This is a genomic window from uncultured Turicimonas sp. (genome assembly GCF_902477955.1).
Taxonomy (GTDB): domain Bacteria; phylum Pseudomonadota; class Gammaproteobacteria; order Burkholderiales; family Burkholderiaceae_F; genus Turicimonas.
Genome location: NZ_CABSJB010000026.1, coordinates 19,086 through 41,735 on the forward strand (window position 1 = coordinate 19,086; position 22,650 = coordinate 41,735).

At 45.0% G+C, this 22,650-nt stretch carries 21 protein-coding genes and 1 tRNA gene; 14 read left to right on the top strand and 8 right to left on the bottom strand.

All coding sequences use genetic code 11. The features are described 5' to 3' along the window. The 3 genes from prfB to RDK53_RS08460 all read right to left on the bottom strand — a co-directional run bounded on the left by prfB (nt 1) and on the right by RDK53_RS08460 (nt 4,346). Nucleotides 1–1,105 (bottom strand): peptide chain release factor 2 gene (gene prfB, locus RDK53_RS08450; protein ID WP_277041041.1). Its coding sequence is split into 2 segments (ribosomal slippage): nt 1–1,023 and nt 1,025–1,105, totalling 1,104 coding nucleotides; the frame shifts between segments, so codons are not numbered across the junction. 460 nt (nt 1,106–1,565) lie between these two features. Then, nucleotides 1,566–3,287, bottom strand: coding sequence for a single-stranded-DNA-specific exonuclease RecJ (gene recJ / locus RDK53_RS08455; protein WP_308514156.1), 1,722 nt, complete (start codon nt 3,285–3,287; stop codon nt 1,566–1,568). Between the two features lie 3 nt (nt 3,288–3,290). Then, nucleotides 3,291–4,346, bottom strand: a complete 1,056-nt coding sequence (locus tag RDK53_RS08460; RefSeq protein WP_308514157.1) for a hypothetical protein — start codon at nt 4,344–4,346, stop codon at nt 3,291–3,293. Nucleotides 4,347–4,478: 132 nt separating this feature from the next. Between RDK53_RS08460 and RDK53_RS08465 the strand changes: the two genes are divergently transcribed. The 8 genes from RDK53_RS08465 to RDK53_RS08500 all read left to right on the top strand — a co-directional run bounded on the left by RDK53_RS08465 (nt 4,479) and on the right by RDK53_RS08500 (nt 12,281). After that, on the top strand, nt 4,479–5,687 hold the full coding sequence (locus RDK53_RS08465) for a lipoprotein-releasing ABC transporter permease subunit (protein ID WP_308514174.1): 1,209 nt from the start codon (nt 4,479–4,481) through the stop codon (nt 5,685–5,687). Further along, nucleotides 5,680–6,372: an ABC transporter ATP-binding protein gene (locus RDK53_RS08470; protein ID WP_308514158.1), complete on the top strand. Its 693-nt coding sequence runs from the start codon at nt 5,680–5,682 to the stop codon at nt 6,370–6,372. Before RDK53_RS08465 ends, RDK53_RS08470 begins: the two co-directional genes overlap by 8 nt. Next, a complete protein-coding gene (locus RDK53_RS08475) occupies nt 6,356–7,192 on the top strand; it encodes a TatD family hydrolase (protein WP_308514159.1) in 837 nt (278 codons plus the stop codon). Before RDK53_RS08470 ends, RDK53_RS08475 begins: the two co-directional genes overlap by 17 nt. An 85-nt stretch (nt 7,193–7,277) precedes the next feature. After that, complete coding sequence (locus RDK53_RS08480) at nt 7,278–7,844, top strand: ACT domain-containing protein (protein ID WP_308514160.1); 567 nt, start codon at nt 7,278–7,280, stop codon at nt 7,842–7,844. A 28-nt stretch (nt 7,845–7,872) separates the two neighbouring features. Continuing rightward, entirely contained in the window at nt 7,873–9,246 is a 1,374-nt protein-coding gene (locus tag RDK53_RS08485; protein ID WP_066590592.1) for a PFL family protein, read from the top strand. A 12-nt stretch (nt 9,247–9,258) separates the two neighbouring features. Next, a complete protein-coding gene (locus RDK53_RS08490) occupies nt 9,259–9,609 on the top strand; it encodes a RidA family protein (protein ID WP_308514161.1) in 351 nt (116 codons plus the stop codon). A gap of 195 nt (nt 9,610–9,804) precedes the next feature. After that, nucleotides 9,805–11,904, top strand: a complete 2,100-nt coding sequence (locus RDK53_RS08495) for a bifunctional (p)ppGpp synthetase/guanosine-3',5'-bis(diphosphate) 3'-pyrophosphohydrolase (RefSeq protein ID WP_308514162.1) — start codon at nt 9,805–9,807, stop codon at nt 11,902–11,904. Between the two features lie 300 nt (nt 11,905–12,204). Next, a tRNA-Val gene (locus RDK53_RS08500) sits at nt 12,205–12,281 on the top strand. A 90-nt stretch (nt 12,282–12,371) separates the two neighbouring features. Here RDK53_RS08500 and RDK53_RS08505 read toward each other — a convergent pair. Further along, nucleotides 12,372–13,262, bottom strand: a complete 891-nt coding sequence (locus RDK53_RS08505; RefSeq protein ID WP_308514163.1) for a LysR family transcriptional regulator — start codon at nt 13,260–13,262, stop codon at nt 12,372–12,374. 110 nt (nt 13,263–13,372) lie between these two features. Between RDK53_RS08505 and RDK53_RS08510 the strand changes: the two genes are divergently transcribed. Genes RDK53_RS08510 through RDK53_RS08535 form a run of 6 tightly spaced genes read left to right on the top strand, consistent with a single transcriptional unit; the run spans nt 13,373 to nt 18,255 of the window. Beyond that, nucleotides 13,373–14,359 (top strand): cyclophilin-like fold protein, encoded by a 987-nt coding sequence (locus RDK53_RS08510; RefSeq protein ID WP_308514164.1) that lies wholly within the window; start codon nt 13,373–13,375, stop codon nt 14,357–14,359. Nucleotides 14,360–14,369: 10 nt separating this feature from the next. Further along, a complete protein-coding gene (locus RDK53_RS08515; RefSeq protein WP_308514165.1) occupies nt 14,370–14,978 on the top strand; it encodes a hypothetical protein in 609 nt (202 codons plus the stop codon). Continuing rightward, nucleotides 14,971–15,594 carry a flavodoxin gene (locus RDK53_RS08520; protein ID WP_308514166.1) on the top strand — a complete coding sequence of 208 codons (624 nt, stop codon included), beginning with the start codon at nt 14,971–14,973 and terminating at the stop codon, nt 15,592–15,594. Before RDK53_RS08515 ends, RDK53_RS08520 begins: the two co-directional genes overlap by 8 nt. 15 nt (nt 15,595–15,609) lie before the next feature. Beyond that, nucleotides 15,610–16,149: a flavodoxin gene (locus tag RDK53_RS08525; protein WP_308514167.1), complete on the top strand. Its 540-nt coding sequence runs from the start codon at nt 15,610–15,612 to the stop codon at nt 16,147–16,149. Between the two features lie 9 nt (nt 16,150–16,158). Further along, complete coding sequence (locus tag RDK53_RS08530; RefSeq protein ID WP_308514168.1) at nt 16,159–17,184, top strand: alpha/beta hydrolase; 1,026 nt, start codon at nt 16,159–16,161, stop codon at nt 17,182–17,184. A gap of 12 nt (nt 17,185–17,196) precedes the next feature. Then, complete coding sequence (locus RDK53_RS08535; RefSeq protein WP_308514169.1) at nt 17,197–18,255, top strand: aldo/keto reductase; 1,059 nt, start codon at nt 17,197–17,199, stop codon at nt 18,253–18,255. A gap of 254 nt (nt 18,256–18,509) precedes the next feature. Here the strand turns inward: RDK53_RS08535 and RDK53_RS08540 are convergent, their stop codons facing one another. The 4 genes from RDK53_RS08540 to RDK53_RS08555 form a co-directional block, all read right to left on the bottom strand. Next, the gene (locus RDK53_RS08540; protein WP_308514170.1) at nt 18,510–19,016 is read right to left on the bottom strand and encodes a pyridoxamine 5'-phosphate oxidase family protein; all 507 of its coding nucleotides are present in this window, start codon (nt 19,014–19,016) and stop codon (nt 18,510–18,512) included. Next, a complete protein-coding gene (locus RDK53_RS08545; RefSeq protein WP_308514171.1) occupies nt 19,013–20,527 on the bottom strand; it encodes a PLP-dependent aminotransferase family protein in 1,515 nt (504 codons plus the stop codon). The genes RDK53_RS08540 and RDK53_RS08545 overlap by 4 nt, the downstream gene beginning before the upstream one ends. 118 nt (nt 20,528–20,645) lie before the next feature. After that, nucleotides 20,646–21,713, bottom strand: a complete 1,068-nt coding sequence (locus RDK53_RS08550) for an ammonia-forming cytochrome c nitrite reductase subunit c552 (RefSeq protein WP_308514172.1) — start codon at nt 21,711–21,713, stop codon at nt 20,646–20,648. Beyond that, nucleotides 21,668–22,336 carry a hypothetical protein gene (locus tag RDK53_RS08555; protein ID WP_308514173.1) on the bottom strand — a complete coding sequence of 223 codons (669 nt, stop codon included), beginning with the start codon at nt 22,334–22,336 and terminating at the stop codon, nt 21,668–21,670. The genes RDK53_RS08550 and RDK53_RS08555 overlap by 46 nt, the downstream gene beginning before the upstream one ends. Nucleotides 22,337–22,650: the final 314 nt, after the last annotated feature.

Sequence of the window (22,650 nt, forward strand, 5' to 3'; positions counted from 1 at the left end):
TTAGACTCCCTGCTTCAAACTTGCTTCAATGAACTGTTCTAAAGCACCGTCCAGGACAGCTGTTGTGTTGCCTGTTTCGACATTGGTTCTTAAGTCTTTAACGCGGGACTGATCCAACACGTAGGAGCGAATCTGATGGCCCCAAGAAATATCACTCTTGCTGTCTTCAACCGCTTGCTGAACGGCCTGGCGCTTTCTCAATTCAGCTTCGTAGAGCTTAGATTTCAGAACAGCCATCGCATCGGCTTTGTTTTGATGCTGGCTTCGGCCATTTTGGCAAACAGCAACAATACCTGTCGGAATATGTGTGATTCGAACGGCCGAGTCTGTCTTCTGAATATGCTGACCGCCCGCACCTGAAGCACGGAAAGTATCAATTCTTAGGTCAGACGGATTGATGTCAATTTCAAAAGATTCGTCAACTTCCGGGTACACAAAAACGGACGCAAAAGAAGTATGTCTTCTGGCATTTGAATCAAAGGGGCTCTTTCTGACTAAGCGGTGAATACCGGTTTCAGTTCTGAGCCAGCCGTAAGCATAATTGCCGGTAATTTTGATTGTGCAGCCTTTGATGCCGGCCACATCGCCTTCAGTCTCTTCAATGAGCTCTGCTTTGAAATCTTGACGTTCGGAGAACTTGAGATACATCCTTTCCAACATGCTTGCCCAGTCCTGAGCTTCGGTGCCCCCGGCACCGGCCTGAATTTCAAGGAAGCAGTTGGCTTCATCGTGATCTTGGTTGAACATACGCTGAAATTCGAGATGCTCAACTTTTTTCCGCATCTCGCCGACGTCATGCTCGATCGCAAGCAGAGTGTCTTCATCATCTTCTGCTTGAGACAATTCAAAAAGTTCTAAGGAATCTTTTAAGCCGGTTTGCAGGTCTCTCAAACCGAGAACGATGTCTTCTAATCGTTTCTTTTCTTGGCTGATTTCCTGAGCTCTTTCAGGATTATTCCAAAGGTCAGGATTTTCTATTTCACGGTTGACTTCTTCTAGTTTTCTTTCTTTCTCGTCGAAGTCAAAGATACCCCCGAAGTTCTTCTACGCGGGATAAGAGATCTTCCGCAGTGGAAGAAATAAGGTTTAGGCGTTCAACATCCATTCGTTTTTCCAATTAAATCAAGAGTGGTACAACTTTCAATGAACCTGACATTCTACCAATGATAGGCATTAAAAACGGCTTTTCCTTAACAACATCGAGCCTGTTGGGCTGTGCAAAATTTTCCCAATAACCAAGTAGTTAGTAGAGGTGAAGCAGCTCAAGGGCACTTGAAGTTGAAACAAATAGTTTGGGAAAATATTCTTATGCAGGCCTTGAGCCTAAACGCTATCAAAGACCTACGAGGACGAACCGAAAGAGGATGAAAACTGCATTACTGAGGTTTCTTGATCAAATCATATTCTTGCAAGGCTCAAGTTTATGAGAGCGATGAAGATGAGAAAGGCTCGTGATTCTTACGTTGGTCCAATTTTTTTACTTTTCAAAAACGAAAACAGAAACTGCCGAAAAGCCTTTATTTCTTCCCAGCAGTTTTGAGTTTTGTTTTAGGTTCGGACCACTCCTAAAGAAGCCTTTCTTCCTCGTCTTCCATGTCTTCAATAACGAGCTGAAGAGTTCTGCGGCCGGCCCATTGGTTAACACAGATCTTGTAAGCCAGATAAGCTCTTTCAGGCAGCGGTTTCTTTCTTCTAAACCAAATGGCGGACACGGCTACCCCGTCCATCTCTAAATCGAGTTTCAGATGAGTGTCCTTCAGTAGTTTTTGATTTTTAACCACAAACCGATTAGCGAAAATCGGTTCAGGAAAAGACGGTCCCCAAACAATACTGTCAATGGCATTTGCAACTGACATGGTGAAGTCTGAAGGAGCAAGTTCTCCGTCGACTAAAGTGTTTTTAACAAACGTTCCGGAAGGAGCATTCTTGAGAACGGCCTTTTTGAAAGCTTTCTCAAAAACCGGCAAATCTTTCTCTTTAATAGTCAGACCCGCCGCTAAAGAGTGGCCTCCGAATTTGAGAATCAAGCCGGGATGGTTCTTATTGATGAGATCCAGAGTGTCTCGCAGATGAATGCCGGTGATTGATCTGCCTGATCCTTTAATTTCTCCTTCTCGTCCTTCTTCCGTGCTCGGAGCAAAAGCAATAGTCGGCCGGTAATAGCTGTCTTTAATGCGCGAGGCAACCAATCCGACGATGCCGGAATGCCATGTAGGGTCGTAGAGACAAATGGCAGGGGCTTCAGGATCATCTAAAGTACCGATAGAAGAGAGTGCATCCTGCTGCATCTCGCGCTCTTTGACTTTGCGCTCTTTATTGAGCTCCTCTAACTTCTGTGCAAAATCAAATGCTGTCGGTGCATCGGCGCTAATAAGACAATAAACGCCCAAGTCATTAGTGGAAAGACGTCCCGCGGCGTTGATTCTCGGAGCCACGGAAAACGCCAGTTCAGTGGCAGAAATATCAAAACAATTTCGTCCCGCGACTTTGAGCAGAGCTGATAGGCCTGACTGCAGCTTGTTCTGACGAATTCTTTCAATGCCTTTGGTAACAATGATGCGGTTGTTTCGATCCAGCGGAACAACGTCGGCAATCGTGGCTAAGGCAACCAAATCAATCAAAGTTAAAAGATTTGGCTGAGGTACACAAGAATAAACTCCCATTTCTCGAAGCGCACTTCGAGTAGCTAAAAGAAGATAGAACATAACACCGGCGCCGCACAGTGCTTTACTCGGGAAGTCGTCTCCGTGCTGATTAGGATTTACAACAAAATCTGCCTCGGGCAGAGCATCGGCTGGAAGATGATGATCGGTAACAATAACCGTCAGACCTTTTTCTTTGGCGTATTTAACCGCTTCAATTGATGAGATGCCGTTATCAACCGTCAAAAGGACTTCTGCTTTTTCCATCAAAGCGCGGTCAACGAGAAATTTTGACAGGCCGTAACCGTCTTTTTCTCTGTCCGGAATCAGAAAGTCGGGGAACACAGCTCCTAAAAGTCTGAGGCCTAAAATACCGACTGCTACGCCGGACGCTCCGTCGCAGTCATAGTCTCCTACGATGATAATTTTTTTCTTTTCGAGAATGCATTGGGCTAATAGTTTTCCGGCCTCAACGCAGTTCTTCATAAGATGCGGAGGAAGCAGATCTTTGATTTCTCCGTTTAAATCTTGTGCATGACATACCCCTCTTGCTGCAAGGGCCCGAGCTACGGGCGCTGGATAGCCGGCACTGGCTAAGCTGTTTGCAACAACGGAGTTAAAACGTCTAACGCTGAAAAGTGACATCCTTTAATCCTTAGGACAAATCCATTGCTCGGAGAAGTCCTGCTTCTTCCCAAACATAGGAAAAAATGATTTCTTCAATGATTTTGTGATCGTGCTGACTCTAAGGCCGTCGGTGGCAACAAAGACAGGATTGAACAATTCCAGGTTCTCGAGGCCTTTAGCAGTAGCCAGATGGTTCTCAACCTGTTTGCGAATTTTTTCCCAAGCATCAATCCATTTTCTCTTGTCCTTCTTGACGGCCGGATCCATAAAGTCCGTACAGATGCTTAAGCGATCCCCTTCCGGACATTCTGCCGGCCATGGTGCGCCCTCGGCCGTGACGAAATTATTGGCAATTCCGCAAGCTTTGCAGATTCCTTTCACAAGAACTGAGTTGGTTTGAACCACTCGGGTGAAGGAGACGTCTTTAATAGCAGTGTCAAATCCGCCGCCGCTTATCCATAAACTCTGGACTTCTTGACGGTTGTTTTCTTTTCGGTATTGATTAAGCTCGCTTCCTTGAAGAAGATTTTTAATTTCGTTGTTTATAGCTTCAAACTCGGATTTGTCCTCTCCGAAGACCGGCTGGGGTTTTTGATGCAGCTGAGCTTTCCACGGACAAACTTCAATTTTCCAAGCGGTTTTTCTTGCAAAAAAGAACCTTCCGTCCAGCACTTGGACTTCTAACTTATATTTCCGGGCAAGAGGGGCCAGAAGATCTCGTAGGTAGCACTCTTCATCTAAGTCGAAAGCTTCCGCTGCTTCCTCAATGTAGCCTTTGGCGTCTAGATAGTAGGGAGAGACTTGCCAGAACTCTTTGGCTATTCTTTGTCCGCCGAAACCTTCCCAAAGAAGAGGAGCGTAAGGAATGAGGTCCTCTTTTTTGGCAATATTCATCCATATCCACTGATCAGTGGCTGTACCTCGAAGAGCTTCAGTTCCGAAAACGGAAAAACACGTGGGTTCGCTGAATCCTTGGCACATATCGCGAAGGGGGCCGGGAACGGCGGCGTTGCCCAACTGGGTCCGTTCTTCTTCAGAAAGAAGTGCGTTTGGGAATAAAAATATACAAGAAGACATTCCGTCATTCTAATAGCAGCCTTCTGCAAGTTAAAATGGCTTCACCTCTACAGATGGAAAATTTTTGTGAAAAATTCTTTTATAAAAAAGCTCCCTTTTGAGTGGGCCGTAGGGCTTCGCTACACTTTTTCCATGCGAGGGAGCAGACGGGACGGATTCGTTTCTTTTATTTCCGGGATGTCGGTTTTATCTATTGCTGTCGGTGTGATGGCATTGATCGTTGTTTTGTCGGTTATGAACGGGTTCCAAAAAGAAGTACGCGATAAAATGCTTTCCGTTCTCCCGCACGCAGAAATTGTTCATACAACCGCTCCGATTTCGGATTGGCAGGCATTGGCAAAAACAGTTCAATCAAAAAATAAAGAAATTATCGGTGCTGCACCGTATGTTAGGAGCCAGGGACTTCTCAGCAGCGGAGCCAACATTAAAGGTGTAGCTGTCACCGGTATTGAACCGGAGGCTGAGAAATCCGTCAGCAATGTGGCGACCGTGATGAAGGTCGGCAAACTCTCTGACCTCAAACCGGGCTCTTTTAATATCGTAATCGGAATGGATCTGGCTAGAAGCCTCGGCGTCGTTCCCGGTGACAAAATTTCTATGATGGTTCCCCAAGGGCAGTTCACTCCTGCCGGAATGGTTCCGAGAATGAAACAGTTTACGGTTTCCGGTGTGTTTTCTTCCGGTCATTATGAATATGACAGCTCCATGAGCTTTATCAATCTAAATGATGCTGCCGCGCTTTACCGCACAGGAGGCCCCACAGGATTGCGTCTTAAATTGAAAGATATGCAGGAAGCACCTGCTGTAGCCAAAAATTTGAATTCTCAGCTCCAAGACGGGTATTACGCTTTTGATTGGTCAAGACAAAACAGAAATTGGTTTGCCGCCGTTCAGGTCGAAAAAAGAATGATGGGTATTATCTTGTTTCTCATCGTTCTGGTCGGTGCTTTCGGCCTAGTATCTTCTTTGGTGATGACGGTTAACTCAAAACGCAGCGACATCGCTATCCTCAGAACCCAAGGAGCGTCTCAAGGGTCGATTATGAAAATTTTTATGATCCAAGGCATGTTTATTGGTTTTGTAGGCGTTGCAATCGGAGTGGGACTTGGGTTACTCATTGCTTTTAACGTCGAGTCGATTGTAAATACTATTGAAGCGATGTTTAACGTTCAGTTCCTGCCTAAGGATATTTACTTGATTTCCAATATGCCGAGCGAGCCGAGAGCTGACGATATCGTTCCGATTGCCGTATTTTCGTTCCTTATCTCTTTGGCTGCAACGATTTATCCGAGCTGGCGTGCGGCAAGGATTCAACCGGCGGAGGCTTTGAGATATGAATAAGAAACTGGCAGTTGAAGCTGTTGATGTAAAGAAAACCTATACGGAAGGAAATTCTACGGTAGAGGTTCTTAAAGGAGTGACTTTATCGGTTCGAGCCGGTGAAATTGTTGCAATTGTCGGAACTTCCGGTTCCGGAAAATCTACTTTGCTGCAGTGTCTAGGCGGTTTGGATGTGTTTGATAGCGGTTCCGTCACAATCGACGGAGAAGATTTGGGACATTTAACAGAAAAAGAAAGGACGATTCTCAGAAATAGAAAACTGGGTTTCGTCTATCAATTTCATCATCTGCTTCCGGAATTCACGGCGTTGGAAAACATCTCCATGCCTTTGCGTATCAGAAGAGATAAAACGGATTATGCGGAGAATAAGGCTCTTGAACTATTAGAAGTCATGGGCTTGGCCGATCGTAAAGATCATTTACCGAGTCAGTTGTCAGGCGGGGAGAGACAGCGTGTTGCGATTGCCAGAGCCACCGTGGGAGATCCGGTTTGTCTATTAGCAGATGAGCCGACAGGCAACTTGGATCAAGATACGGCCCTCTCTGTTTTTGACTATCTTCTCAAGTTAGCGAGGATGAAGCATACCGCCGTTGTGATAGTGACCCATGATATGGATTTAGCTCGAAGATGCGATCGCATTTTAAGACTGAAAGACGGGAGAATTTCTGATGGTTCGATTAGTTGATTCCCACAATCATTTATTTGTTGACGAATTTACGAAGTCTCGGCAAGCTCTCGCCTCGGCTGTCGAACTTGCCGTTGATGCAGGTGTCTGTCAAATGCTTATTTGTGCAGGCGACTGGCGGAGTGTTTTGCGGACCCATACTGTCGCTGCTTTAATAAATGCCGGGTATGCTGCCGGGATCCATCCGCTGTCTCTGAATCCTAAAACCTATTGTACAGAGCATAATCTCATTAGAGAGTTCGTAGAGCGGCACTTGGCCACTTCTACTCTTAGCGCAATCGGTGAGATTGGTTTAGACGGTACTATCACCGACAAGATCCCCATGGAGTTCCAAGAAAAGGTATTTTCCGACCAATTGAAGCTCGCGAGAGACTACCAGCTTCCCGTCAGCGTACATGCCCGGGGAGCTATCGATCTTGTGGCTAAGCATATTAGACGCATCGGAATTTGCGGAGGTGCAATCCATGCTTTTAACGGAAGCTTGGAACAAGCCAAGATTTTCATCAATTTAGGCTTAAAGCTTGGATACGGGGGAGCATGCACTTATTCCGGCTCTTGCAGAATCAGAAAACTCCTCTCGGCGCTTCCGGCAGAAGTTTTGGTTCTGGAAACCGACTGTCCGGATATGCCTTCCTCCATAAGAAGAGCGGAAAACCCGGACGATGCCCACAGTATGCCCAGAGATATCCGTATGTATGCGGAAGTGGCGGCCGAGCTCCGAGGGGTCTCTTTGGAAGAAATTGCCGAGCAGACAACCCAAAATGCTTTTGACGCATTCCCGAAACTTAAGACGCTCGGAGCTGTCAAAAAAGTACCTTGAAAAGATTTATAGGCTTATCTTCTTAATTAATATACAAAATCAGTCTTGTGATAATCCACAACAGCCAATAAAGAGGATTTATAAAGTGGACAAAATTCTAGTGACCGTGGCGGGACCGGATAGGGCCGGCGTCGTTTATTCCGTAGCTGAAGCTCTCAGCAAACTGAATTGCAATTTTGTTGATATGAGCCAGACAACTGTCGCCGATCAGTTCTCTTCCATCATGATCGTAAATAAGCCGAAGGACGTTTCTAAAGAGAAAGTTCATAGCGAAATCGTCAAAATTTTTGAAAAACGCGGTTTTAATATGTGGGTGGACGTTCTGGACTATCAGGCAGGGTCTGATTCCCATACCGATGGCGAACCGTTTGTCGTGACCGTGGATGGTAAAAACGGTAAAGGTTTGCTCAAGGCTTTCACCCGAATCTTCTTTGAAGGCAAAATTAATATCGACAACTTCCGTTCTATTAATCAAGACAGTTTTGACGGTGTTGAAAAAGTATTGTTGGTATTTGAAATTACCGTCCCGTTTGATATTGATAGAAGAGCTCTTCACAAAACCCTGTCTGACATAGCCAAAGAGCAAGGCGTTTCTTTGAGCATGCAGCATCGTCAAATTTTTGAAGCTATTCACAGAGTCTCTGTCGCTTAACCAATCTAAAGAATAATTAGGAACAAAAATGCTTACTGAACGCGAAGTTATATCGACAATTGATATGCTGCGAAGCGAACACTTGGATGTTCGTACCGTCACTTTGGGTTTAAATCTTTTTGACTGCATAAGCGACGACTTCGGCACCTTCTCCTTTAAAGTGCGCACAAAGATTCATAAGTTTGCTAAGAACCTAGTCTCTACTTGCAATGAAGTAGGAGACAGATACGGAATACCGGTCGTCAACAAGAGAATTACGATTTCTCCGATCGGTACAGTCTGTGCGGGCTTCAGCCGCGACCAAATGGTTAAAACTTGCCAGCTTCTCGATGATTGTGCCAAAGAGGCAGGCGTTGACTTCTTAGGCGGCTTTGGTGCTCTTGTAGAAAAAGGTATTACTCCGGGAGAAAGGAATCTTATCGATGCATTGCCCGAAGCTTTAGCTACTACATCCCGAGTTTGCTCTTCCATTAACGTCGGAAGCACACGGGCCGGCATCAATATGGATGCCGTGAAGTTAATGGGTCATAGAATTTTGGATGTTGCTGAAGCTACTGCGGATCGTGACGGTTTAGGCTGTGCCAAGTTGGTTGTATTCTGCAATATTCCTCAGGACGTTCCGTTCATGGCCGGTGGTTATCTCGGCGTAGGCGAGGCAGACGCCGTTATCAGCGTAGGCGTCTCGGGTCCGGGCGTTGTAAAGAAAGCTATTGATCGTGCAGTAAAGCGTGAAGGCGAAAATCTCAATATCTCCGAAATTGCGGAAATCATCAAAACAACTGCTTATAAAGTGACCAAAGTAGGTCAGCTGATCGGTTCTGAAGTCGCCCAAAGAATGAATCTTCCGTTTGGTGTTGCCGATCTTTCTCTAGCACCGACTCCGGCTATCGGCGATTCCGTCGGCGAAATTTTCCAAAGCGTTGGTCTAAGTTCCATCGGTGCTCCGGGTTCTACAGCTGTGTTGGCAATGCTCAATGACGCTGTTAAGAAGGGCGGCGTGTTCGCCTCTTCTCAAGTCGGCGGTTTGTCCGGTGCCTTTATTCCCGTCAGTGAAGACGCTGCTATTGCTGCAGCAGCTTCCAGCGGCAAGCTCACTCTTGAGAAGTTAGAGGCCATGACTTGCGTATGCTCTGTTGGTCTGGACATGATTGCTATTCCGGGTTCGACTCCGGCTGATATCATCTCGGCGATTATTGCTGACGAAACGGCAATCGGCATGATTAACGCAAAGACAACCGCCGTTCGGTTGATTCCCGTTCCGGGCAAGACGGTCGGCGAAAGAGCGGAGTTTGGCGGACTGCTCGGAGGAGCTGATATTATGCCGGTCCAGCAAGGAACTGCTGCAGACTTCATCAACAGAGGCGGTCGTATTCCTGCCCCGATCCATTCTTTCAAGAACTAACGGTTAGAAAAAATGAGCGAAATTAAGCGTATTCGAGTTAATAACCGGTTTAGCGAGGCTGTTGTACATGGCGGCATCGTTTATATTTCCGGGCAGGTTGACTTGTCTGCTGCCCGCACAGCGCGCCAGCAGACTAAAAATGTTTTGGCCTTAATTGATGGATTGCTTGAAGAAGCAGGAACTGATAAAAGCCGCTTGCTTCGCGCTTTTGTCTATCTGGCCAATATCGGTGATCTTCAAGATATGAACAAAGAATGGGAAGCATGGGTGACACCCGGAAGTACGCCCGCAAGGACAGTGGCTCAATGCGAACTTTCCAGTCCGGCCTTCTTAGTTCAAGTTTCAGCGGAAGCCGCACTATAAGACTAGGCTGCTGACAAGAAAATGGCTCCATAGGTGAAGATCTGTGGAGTTCTTTTTTTTGACTGATTTTGGTTTGGATATTCTTAAAAGATTTCGACAACTAATTGGCCTTAATTTAGAATTGACCGAATTATGAGGAAGACAGGTTCTGTATCAGGTCTGTTTTTGATAAAAAGATTTTAAGTAGGAAATAAAATGGAAGAGTCGAATCCTCCGTTATCTCTGGCTGAAGTCAGAAGAATCATTGAACCGCTTTACGAGGGACAAGTGCTTTTTACGGGAGAGCCCGTGATGTCTCATGCAGAAGGCGTAGTCGACATTCTTCGCGGAATTAGAGACGATGATGATTTGTTGGCTGCCGGTTATCTTTTCTTTGTCTGGGATCAGCTAAAAAATCCTAAAGAATGGCTGACTAAACATTTCGGTCGTCACGTTTGTGAGCTGGTTACTAATCTCAAAGTTGTTTTGGATGTGAGCGAAAAAGCACGTTCGCGTGAAGGTGAAGCAAAAATCAGCGAACAGCCGGAAGCCGTCAGAAGACTCCTTCTTGCTCTTTGCCAAGATTTGCGTGTCGTTCTTCTCAGACTTGCCTCAAGACTCCAAACACTTCGTTATTTCGCAGCTACTAAAGCTCCGGGCGCTGAAGAGTATGGCGCTGAAACATTAGCGTTGTATTCTCCGCTGGCTAACAGGCTTGGTATTTGGCAGATGAAATGGGAGTTGGAAGATCTTTCTCTTCGTTTTACTAAACCAAAAGAATTCGCTCAAATCGCAGCTGCTCTGGAAGAGACAAGAGAGGAGAGAGTTGCTTCCATTCAAGAGGCGGTTAAACGAATCCAAAAGCTTTTAGTCAAGAACGGTATTCAAGCCTCCGTCAGCGGCAGACCTAAGCATATTTATTCCATTTGGAAGAAGATGTGCAAGAAGAATCTGAAGTTTGAACAGCTTTATGACGTAAGGGCTGTTCGAATCATTGTTGACTCCGTTGAGAAGTGCTATGAAACACTTTCTCTCATTCAAGAAAACAGCGAAGTTCTCTCTAAAGAGTTCGACGATTACATTGCCAAACCAAAACCAAACGGCTATCAATCCTTGCATACGGTGGTGGTCGGTTCGCAAGGTAAGCCTTTGGAAATCCAGATTCGTACGCGCGCAATGCATGAGTTCGCCGAGCTCGGCGTGGCAGCCCACTGGCGCTATAAAGAAGGCTCTAAGCGAAAAGCCGGAGAAAATGAAGAAGACCGAGTGGCATGGCTCAGACAAATGTTGGCTTGGAAATCTGATGTTCAGCAAACTCCGACTCCGGACAAACTTAAAGATGAGCATATTTATGTGCTCACTCCACAGGGAAAGGTCTTAGATTTGATTGCCGGCAGTACGCCGATTGATTTTGCCTACCATCTTCATACAGAGCTAGGTCACCGTTGTCGCGGAGCAAAGGTTGACGGCGTAATGGTTCCGCTTAATACGAAGCTTCAAAGCGGTCAGACGGTTGAGATCATAACCGTGAAGGTTGGGGCACCTAGCAGAGACTGGCTTAACCCTGAACTCGGCTTTGTTGCTTCTCCTCGCTCCCGTACAAAGGTGCGTCAATGGTTTAATGCTCAAGAAATGGAGCAAGCCATAACTGCGGGCCGAGAAAAGATTGACAAAGATCTTGCCCGTTTAGGCAAAACAGCGGTTAAGTTGGAAGAACTGGCAAAGAAATTAGGCTTTGACAGCGTGGATGAGCTGTGCTTAGCTGCAGGTAAGGATGAATTAGGTCAAAAAGCCATTGAAAACGTCCTGGCGCCGCGAGTAGAGGAAAAACAAGAAGAGACGGTCGCCACAACTAAGAAAACAGCTCATCACGATAAAGGAAAGGTTCTCGTTGTCGGCGTGGATTCTCTTCTGACTCAATTAGCAAGATGCTGCCATCCGGTTCCTCCGGATCCCATTGTAGGATTCGTGACAAGAGGACGGGGAGTGACAGTACACCGCGCAGACTGCCCCAATATCAGAAATCTTGATGATGAAGGCCATGACAGACTTATCGAAGTGTCTTGGACAACTGATACCGATGTAAGCTACCCGGTCGAGATTTTGATTATTGCCATTGAACGTGTCGGTTTGCTAAGGGATATTTCCGAAGTATTTTCGAAGGAAAAGCAGCCGGTAGTTGCCATGAACTCTTCGAGAAACAAAGGAGACTTGCATTTCAACTTTACTATTGAGATTAAGAACTCGGAGGATTTGAAGAGAACCTTGAATGCGCTTCGCGAAATTAAAAACGTGGTAAGTGCACGCCGAAAATAGGATCCGATTTTCTGAATTAATTTCAGCCCGCTTTACGCGGGCTTTTTAGCGCCGTCGCACAGCAAGCTTGCTGCCGACAGTTAGAGAAGAAAAGAGGAGGAGTAGAGTCTGTGCTTATTCAATAGAAAATATTGTCTCAAAACCTCGAAAAATTTCTTAAAGATGCAGTTCTACAATCCTTAAAATGCAAGAATATGTAAAACTATTAATTATAAAACAAATAGTTACGAACGGTCTAGAAAAAATTTCTCATTTTGACTTGCCAAGTCAAAAAACTACTGGTATAGTTCAAACCTCTTCAGGCACATAGCTCAGCTGGTTAGAGCATCACCTTGACATGGTGGGGGTCGTTGGTTCGAGTCCAATTGTGCCTACCAAGATTCCATCCGCAGGCTTTCAGGAGCTTGCGGATTTTCCTTATGCGCACAAAATGTGCATTTTTCAGGCAGAAACTTTTTCTCGAATAATTAAGCTTTTGAGAGATTTCCTGAGTTTTTCAGCATGTCCCAAACGAATTCTGCGGCTTTGAACAGGGAGCGGTTTTTCTTTCTAACAGCAACATGTCCTGCTGCTCTTTCAGGCTTTACCGGAAGAAATTTCAGACCAGGCTTTCCACGATTGATGAAAGATCCTTCTACGCAAAGAAGGGAACCGAAGCCGGCCGTCACCATGGAAAGTGCGTTAGAAGGTAAATTATGGTAGGCCGCAACCTTAAGTTTTTTTTCAGGGACATGAAGCCAACTGGCGATTTCGTCTAATACGATATAGCGCCTTGGGAGGATGAGAGGTAATTGGCTGACTTCCTCATAAGTAAAATGAGTTTTTCCTTCAGAGATATCAATTTCTCTGACAACAAGACCCCATCGATCCTTACTCGGGATGGGAGTTTGAATGTACTTGGCACTTTCCACCGGTTCTAAGAGAACGCAGATGTCTAGTTTGTTTTCATCTAAAGAGCGTTTTAAATCATCGCTGTCGGCGGAGTAAATTTCAAAGCAAACGTGCGGGTAATCTCGTGTAAATTCTCCGATCTTCTCAGTGAGAAAATCCATGGCCGAAGTTTCGACCACTCCGATCCGAACTATTCCTCGCAAAAAATCTCCTTTTTCAGAGAGTTCGCGTTTGGCTTGGTTTGCAAGAGCAAGAATTTCTTCAGCCCGATGTAAAAAGAGATAGCCGCTCTCAGTCAAAGTCAGGTTGCGAGTGCTTCGATTAAGCAGTTTCGTACCAACCTCTTCTTCTAATTCTTGTAGCTGACGAGTTAAAGCCGGTTGAGAAATAAAAAGCGCTTCGGAAGCTCTCGTAATGTTTCCGAGCTTGCAGATCGTAATAAAAGACCTGAGGACACGTAAATCCATATTCAAGTTCCATTCATGCACAGATTTTATTAAATACTATTATAAATAAGTATTGGATATAAAAGAAGAGAATTTATAAAATTTGTTTATCAAATTAAAAGGTGATGGACATGAACAAACAGCTTTGTATCTCTTCAGCCGTTGTACTCTCGTTAACGACTCTTCTTATGTGTTCTTTGGTACAAGCCAAAACTGCTGTCGTATATTTCTCTAAATTTGAGAATACAGTGAGTCCAACCGTCGACTCGGTAACTCAAGCCTCTTATCATCCTTCTTCCAAGCTCGGCTCATCAGCTTATGTTGCTAACATCATTGCCAAAACCAACTCAAGCGATGTGTATCCGATTAGAGTGAAGAGTCCGTATCCGGATTCTTTTGAAGAAACGATTGAACGAAATCATAGTGAACAGAACCGAGGTACTAGACCAGAGCTCATTTCCGCACCTGATTTAACTCCTTACGACACGATCTATTTAGGATTTCCAGTCTGGAATATGAGAATTCCTCAAGCGGTTGTAAGCTTTTTGGCGACAGAGGATCTTAAAGGTAAGCGTGTGATTCCGTTCTGTACTCATGACGGTTATGGCTGTGCATCTGCTTTTGGTTCCTTAAACCGATTCTTGCCTCAAAGCCAAGTTGAAAAGGATGGATTTCAACTATCCTCAGCAGATTTAGATACAGCTCCGACTAGAGTTTCTGCTTGGTTAAAACGCGTTGCTCCGGATGCACAGGCATCTTCTCTTAGAAAAATTTCATGCACCGTGGGAGGCAGAAATCTAACCATAGAACTGAACAATACTCCCGAGGCAATGGAGTTTTACCGGCAGCTTCCTCTGAAAGCACGCATGGGAGAATTTGGCGGACGGGAATTTTATGGACCGATGCCCGGCAAAATCAATGCGGTTTCTAAAGGTCAGTACACCTTTGAAGATGGCACTTTAACCTATTGCCCAACAAACGATACAGTTGCGATTTTCTATGCTCAAAGTACTCGGCCGCATTTGAGTATGGCCGTTTATCCAATGGGCAAAGTCACATCAGATCTGTCTGTTTTTAACGAACTTAAATCCTACGAAGTCTTTGAATTCACGAAATAAGAGGTTCGTAATGTTCAAAATCGCAATGCTGATTTTAATTCTGCTTCTCGTGAGCATGAATGCGGTCGAGGAAGAAGCGCATGAATATTTAGCCTTTTTTGCTGCCGCTGTTTTCGTGTGTCACGCTGCGGCTCAGAAGTGGTGGTTTTCTGCTGTCTGTCCGAGGTTTGGCATGGTCCTGAGGATTAAAAGCCTTTCTGTAATTGCCTTAATGATTGTATTTTTGTTCACGATGATCTCAGGAGCTCTTCTTTCCAGGTACGCCCTCCCTATTCTGAGAGTCAAAACAATACAAGCACTGATGATCGACGTGCATCATAGCCTGGGCATGGTTTTTCTCTTACTTTCTTTTTTTCACTTTGGGGTACATCTTTCTCTAGAGAAGATCAAAGCAATAGGAATAGTAAAAGTCGGTCTTGCTGCCTTGGGAATGCTAGCTTTATACATCGCTTTGCATTGTTTGCCGAACTTTGTATACAGCGACTTCGATATGAATATGGTCGATTTGCTCCGAAATTATGATTCTGGACTTTTTCTCGTCACCCTTGTTCCGTTTATCTCGGTATTTTTTGGGCTTCTTTTGAACACGCTGCCAATTTGGAGGGCCAACAATGTTTAGGCGACACTTTATTCTTTCCGCATTAGTTATACCGGCTTTTCCAACGATTGTCTTGGGATCCGGACGAAAGATTCTCGTAGCCTATTACTCCTGGTATGACAATACGTTCCAAGAACAGATTAGACCATCGGACATCGACGCAACAACGAGTGCGAGTCTACAGGCTCCGGGTCAAGTTACGATTGCGGCCAGGTGGATAGGGGAGGCGACTGCTGCACAAGTGTTCCCTATTTTGGCCAAGGAGCCGTATCCGGTGAATTACGACGAATGCTTAGACCAGGCCATTGACGAAAAAACGCGTAAATATCGTCCGGCATTATCCAGCCGACAACTTTTTCCTGAATTCGATTTCCTTTTTCTTGGCTTTCCTAACTGGAGCTATACGCTCCCGATGACTGTCTGCAGTTTCCTGGAAATGCTTCCGACTAAAGGAAAAATTATTGCTCCGTTTTGTGTTCATGGGACAGGAGGACTGGCTCGAACAAGCGCAGAACTTAGACGGTGCGCTCGGAACGCCAAAATTCTTCCGACTCTTTCCATTAACCGAGACGATTTAGCACATTCAGAACAAACAGTTAAAGAGTGGGCCATGTATGCATTAAAGCAACCTTTCTAGCAAAAGGAGAAATCAATGAATCGCAGAAGGATCTTACAAACTTTCTTAACGGGCTTTCTTTCCGCTTCGATTACGTCTTACGCCGCTGGAAAAGATCTTAAAAGTCTAATTGTCTTTTATTCAAGATCTGGGCATACGGAGACCTTGGCAAACACTTTAGCGAAGCTAACCGGAGCTGAAACTATAAGAATCGAAAGCACCTCTCCCTATCCGGCAGATTATGACGCAACAATCGAACGCTTTAAAGCTGAGCGTGCGGCAAACACTCTTCCGGCTATTTATCCGATTGAGAAAGATTTAGATAGCTATGACGTAATTTATATCGGATCTCCTACGTGGGGAGGACATCTGTGTTATCCAATTCAGAGGTTTCTTCAAGACACGAAGCTTCGAGGAAAAACTCTAATGCTGTTCACATCTCACGGCGGCAGCGGAGAAGCCTCAACTTTGGATGATCTTCAGCGACTGGCGCCGGGAAATCAATATCGCAATATTGCATTTTACGGTAGCGGATTTGGTGCTTCCAAGCAATTCAAACATTGGCTTTCCATCTAAGGAGAATTCATGAGGAACAAACTTCGATATTTTGCTCTTTGTTCAGCTGTGGGCTTCTGTGCGGCCGGAGCAGCGGCTGCGCAAACCGTTGCCGACGGTATTAATGTTTTGGGATCAACTTCTGTAAAATTCGCATCCGGACCGGAAACAATCGCAGGTAATTTGTATCTTCCGGCTAATTACGATGCCTCACAAAAATATCCGGCTATCGTGGTGAGTCATCCGTGGGGTGGTGTTAAGGAACAAACCGCAGGTCTCTATGCTCAAAGATTGGCGAAAGAAGGTTTTGTCACTTTGGCCTATGATGCCTCTCATTATGGAGAAAGTACCGGCACACCAAGAGATTACGAAGATCCTTCAGTACGGCTGAGAGATATCAGAAGCGCAGTGAGCTTCCTAGAAAATCGTCAGGAAGTAAGGATCGGAGCGGTGGGTACCTTAGGTATTTGCGCCGGAGGCGGCTATACCTTGCATGAGGCGCAGTTCGATCCTCGGGTCAAAGCTACGGCTTCTGTTGTAGCCTACGATATCGGAGGGGCCGCGCGCCACGGCATTGAAGGAGCTGAGGTCTCCTTTGAGCAGTTCCAAAACACATTGAACGCGGTTGCTGACGAATGGAGCCGGATTGAAAAAGGCGAAAAGCCGAAGGTTTTTCCGTTGCTTCCGGATAAAAAGGACTGGACGGATAAGACCGATGACTTCACAAAAGAAGCCTTTAGTTACTATCGGGAGAAGCGGGGCGCCTCTCCCAATGCATCCAATAGATTCCATTTTGCAACGTTAGGCTTGTTCGCTGGGTATTATCCGCTTGAGCACATGGAAGCTATTTCACCCAGACCTGTCCTAATCATCGCTGGAGAAAAGGCACAGACGCTGCGCTTCAGCAAGGAAGCTTACGAAAAAGCAAAAGAACCAAAAGAGCTAGTCGTGGTTCCCGGAGCCTCTCACTTTGCTATGTATGACAAAGAAGAATTTGTGGCGCCTACTGTTGCAAAATTAGCCGATTTCTTTAGGAAGAACCTGATTAGCAAATAGAAGAAGACGGAGATGTCCGTTTCCAAATATAAGGTCAAGAAAATGAGTGTTATTTTTAAAACACTAACAAACATCACTCAAAGAACACTCGGCTCAGGAGAGGCTGCTCTAACCGTCAGTCCTCTAGGTTTTGGCTGCATGGGAATGACACACCATAGAGGTCCGATCAAGGAGCGAGCTTCTATGGTTCGTCTTCTTAAGGAGGCTGTAGACTGCGGATGCACATTTTTTGATACGGCTGAAATCTACGGTCCTTTCAATAATGAAGAGTTGGTTGGAGAAGCACTCGGAGACAACTCATCCATCTTCGTAGCTACAAAATTTGGTCACGCCTTTGACGTAAACGAAAAGCCGATTTACGGAGCGCTGGACAGCTCGCCTAAGAGAATTAGGAAGGTTTGTGAGGCCTCTCTTAAACGACTAAAGAGAGATGTCATCGATGTTTTTTACCAACATCGTGTCGATCCGAAAGTTCCGCCGGAAGTGGTTGCCGAGACGGTGAAAGACCTGGTTAAAGAAGGAAAAGTCAGACATTTCGGTCTTTGTGAAGCTTCAGCTGAGGTTATCCGAAGAAGTCATAAGATTTTTTCCGTCACAGTTGTACAAAGTGAATACCATCTTATGTGGCGTGAAGCTGAGTACAAGATATTTCCAACATTAGAGGAATTCGGTATCGGTTTCGTTCCGTATAGCCCGTTAAACAGAGGTTTTTTAGCTGGATCTATTACGCCTGGAACGACATTTGCCGCTGTCAATGACAATCGGTCTTCACTGCCGCGATTTACGCCTGATGCGATTAGCAAGAATTTCACGATTGTTGAGAAGCTCAAGGATTTCGGAAATCGACACGGACTGTCCGTCGCTCAAGTTCAACTGGGCTGGGCTCTTTCTAAAAAGCCCTGGATTGTGCCGATCCCGGGAACTACTCGAGCAGAACATATGAAAGAGAATTTTGCTTCGGGATGCGTTTTGATTGATGAGCGTGAGTGGAAAACCCTCGAAGATGAAATTATGCGTCAGCCTATCGTAGGAAGCAGATACGGAAAAGTTGAAGCCGCTCAGGTTTGCTAGACGTATTTCAGGAAAAATCTTATGGATACTTGCAAGAGTGCTGAATCTTTTTTCGGTTACTGCCGGAGAACCGAGTTCATCAGGAAGGAGGTTGGAATAACGGATTTCGCCGGCAGGAACTGTTTACTTATGAATAAGAAAATAAAAGGGTCAACAGCAGAGAAGTATTTTTATTAGAGATTTTCCATTGCATCGAACACAACTACAGACATCCCGGCCTCGGTTGGTTCTAAAGACGGGAAATGGAAATATTGCTATTTCTGCCCGCGGAGTTTTTGGCCTGCAAGCCGCACTTCTTCTAGAGCCTGCTTTCCGGTCATGCATTCAATGACGAGCGCGTACACTTCTGTATATTGCTTTGCAGATTGAATCTCTTCTTCATTGTCAGGAATCCCGAAACAAAATTTATGAGCCAAGGCTCGTAATGCTTTGACTTTTTCTTCTTCAGTCTCAATTTTTTTGAGGTGTCCCCAAACGATAACACTTCTGAAATCGTTGGCTCGCAGAGAAGGGACTACAAAGCTCTGATCGACCACACAAAAACTGGTTTTACTGGTTCGCCTAAAACTTTCAGATTTATAGCCTTTGGGCCGACCGTGGAAAAATATCTGGTCACCATGCCGAACAAAGCTCACGGGAACGGTGTAGATATAGCCGTCATCTCCGTTTAAACCGATAACGCCATGAATGTTCCTATCCAGTATGGCTTTACATTCTTCAATACTTAGTACTTGTTTGTTTCGGACGATGTCTTGTCTCATAAATAGGCTCGTTTAAGGAAGTTTGTGATGCCGTCTCTTAGCCGACGGTAGCTGTCAGTCAATATCTGTTCAGAGAAATGGGCGTATCCTAAAATCAAACCGGACTGAGGTTTATCCCTCACATAACAGGGGGACAACGGTCGGCTTTCTAAATGATAATTTTGTCGTAAATAGAGGTTTAACTCAACATCATTTATTTTTAACTCAGGTTTGAAGATAAAGGTTAAATGCGTACCGCCGGTATTAGCTTTCAGAGATCCAAACTGGCTTAGAAGAGATTGGATGCAATGGACAGAAGTTTCGCGCCGCTTTTGATACATTCTTTTGAGTCTTCTGATATGAGCCTCATAGAACCCGCCCTCAATAAATTCCGTAAGGATTACCGAGTGGACCTCACTCGAATGTCTGAGGGTCAGCATTTTTATGCCTTCAACAACCGGAATTAATTGTTCCGGAAGAACAATGTATCCCATGTTGAACCCAGGATATATTGTTTTCGTAAAGCTTCCCATGTAAATGGTTGAGCCTGTTTGATCTAAAGATGCAATAGCGGGGTTGGGGTCGTCAGCGGTAAAAAGTTCGGTATCGTAACCGTCTTCTAAAATCCACTTTCCGCAAGAATTTGCCCAGTCGATAAGTTCCAGTTTTCTCTCCAGACTCATCAAATGTCCTGTTGGATACTGAAAGCTCGGTGTGACGATTACAGCATCTAGCTCCTTATCGCTAGAAAGCTGATTGATGCTGATACCGTTCTCGTTTACCGGGATAGGAATAGGGCAGTGCCCTAAAAATTCAACTAAATCACGATGAGGCCTAAAGCCGGGATCTTCAACTGCGATTTTGGAGCCTTCACTAAACAGAGCTTGTAACGCTAAATAAAGGTCTTCCTGAACCCCGGATGTGATAATTACTTGAGAACCGGAACAATTGATCCCTCTGCTTCTTCTCAACAAATCAGCAATGACTTTTTTAAACGGTCGATAACCGCCCGGTTCTGCATAGGCATTGTGCATCCAAGGGCTTTTTGAAACTCTTGCCACGATTGTTGTCCAGTCTTTACCAGGCAGGCTTTCCATGTCAGGTGCAATAAGAGCAAAAGGTACTTCCTTTTGTACTGGGAACTGTAAAGCTTGTTTTGCAATTTCAGCTTTAACTGGCAATTTAGGCTTCTTAATATTGCCGGACAGCGTCGCAAAGGAAGATTTATGTAAATCCAAATCAATTGAGCATTCACTGACAAAACAGCCCCGGCCTTTCTGACTGAATATCCATCCTTCTTCTAATAGGCGCTTGTAAGCCTGTGTGACTGTTGTGCGAGATAAATTCAGAATAGAACTCAAAACTCGAGAAGATGGAAGTTCATCTCCGCTTTTTAAAAAACCTTCGGAAATCAGATTTTCGATTTTCTTTGACAGTTGATAATAAGCTGCAGGAGATCCTTTCTCTTTGGATATACGAATAATCTGAAAACATGGATTAATAGCTTGAGTCATAGGAATCTGAGTCAGCAAATAACTTCTAACAGAGGATGCACAGAAAATATTATCAAAGCACTCGTTGCTTTTGTTTACCACCAACGAGAGAAAAAACTGAAACGAAGCATATAACTTCGTTTCAGTTAAAGCTTATCTAGCCTTTGATCGCCTTATTGGCTTCGGTTGTGGCTGTTCTTAATTTCTTGATAACTTCGGAGGAAGTCTTTTCGAATCCTCTTGGGTCATGTACTCCTTCGGAATAGTCACTGAAGTACCAACCTCTAGTGTGTAAATACAGACTGTAGGCGTCTTGAAGTTCTTTGTATTGAGCTTCCGGTATCTTAACGTCACCATTTTTCGCTTGTATCAGCAGTTTTCTAGCAGCGGCGCCGTATCGTTCAAGTCTTTCCTTATGGATACGGTATCTTTGCTGGATAGTTGCAACCATATAAGCCGCTTGACCTTCGCTCCAGTTGTCTCCGTTCGGATTGCCGTGGCAATCGCTGCGGGCGCATGTGTTCTTGTATTTGAGGCTTGGTAAGCTCGGCTGGTGTTCTAATTTACCGTTTTCTTTCTTCGCGAAATGGCAGTCAGTGCATCCAACTCCGGCTTTACCATGTGTGGAACCAACAAGTGTTTCCATGTGATAATGGTCAGTAGAAACTGTTTTCACACCGGTTTCTTTGTCAACACCATTATGCAGTCCTAAGCCTCTGACAATATTCCAACGCTCGATTGGATTGGCCGCAAAAAACGTTCCCACGGACCACCCTTCTCGATCAATCGCCTCTTTTGGATGGGCAAGCTGACCGTCGGAATCTTTGTAGAAAGTTTCAGAACGATTGTGGCCTTGGTGGCACTGTCCGCACATGTAGTTTGAATTGGCTTTATCCAAAATTGCAATCTTTCTCGGATACCCTCTTACACCCATATTGAAAACTTCAATCTTCGGATAACCTGTCTTGCCGGCATTCTTTTGATAGTTGTAGTCCTTGAAGTCCTTATGGGTCATGGCCTCTATCAAGTGATCAAAAACAATTCTTGGTTCGGCCGAGTGAGGATCATGGCAGGTAATGCAGTTGAAGCTGTTGTTGACTGTCTTTAAGACCTTGTGATCCAGATCATTGAAAGCTAAAGGAGCCTTCGGATGTTTCTTTCCGAGGTATGCAAAATCCATCATGTTGTCGTTAGTTTTGCATTTAAGACAGTCGGAGCGGCCCATAATCTCTCTTCCTTTATGCGACGCCATGTTAGGGACAGAGTCTTTGACGGCTTGATAGCATCACCTTCTTGAGGTCTGGTGTCAATTAAAGCCTCCCACATAGGAGCGCCGGGCTTGGACATGTCTTTGTAAAAGTCTTTGTATTCGTAACGACCGTCAGAACGAATATTTGCTAAATCTGTGACGATGCTTGAGTGAAATCTAGGCAAACGATATTGAATGTCTCTGAAGGAATTATCACCGGCGATATCTCTAATGACGGAATACGTCTGAGGTTTATTGTTTAAAGCCCACTGATAGTGGTACTTGGGATCCATAATGTCTTTGTGCTGTTCCTGGTGACACTGACCGCAGGCCGCATATTCAAAGTGCGTCGTAGGACGGTTGTCTGCGCTAGGGGCCTTCAAGTGGTTTGCATCGATATCATGGCAAGAGGTGCAGTTTAAATTTTTGTGGGCACCTCGGGTTGATAACGTTTTAATTGCAGTGCTATGACAACCAAAACATTGGTTCTTGTCTACTTCTTTTAAGAAATTTGAATTTGCCGTATTGTCGGCAGCGAAAACCGATGTAGCAAGTAACATCGAAAAGCTTAATAAGGTAGTGGTCGATAGAAATTTCATTTATTTCTCCTTGTTCACAAAACCATTTTATTAAGGCCTGTTAAGCTTTCTGATACCACTTTGAATCTGGTATTTATGTCCACTTTTAGGTTTTTTCCCAGGATCCTGTAGCTCAAAGCGTAGAAGGAAAGGTAAATACTCAAAAAAGTTCTAAGAGGGCCGACATCGGTGATGGAGAGGAGAGTTTAGTATTCAGAGGCTGGGGACGGTTGGCCAAGAATGAAACTCAATTCTGAACTAACGAAGATAAAAAGGTCCTGTGACATCTCCCCGTCCTTTCGGACGAGGCTTCTCACTTCATCGACTCCAACCTT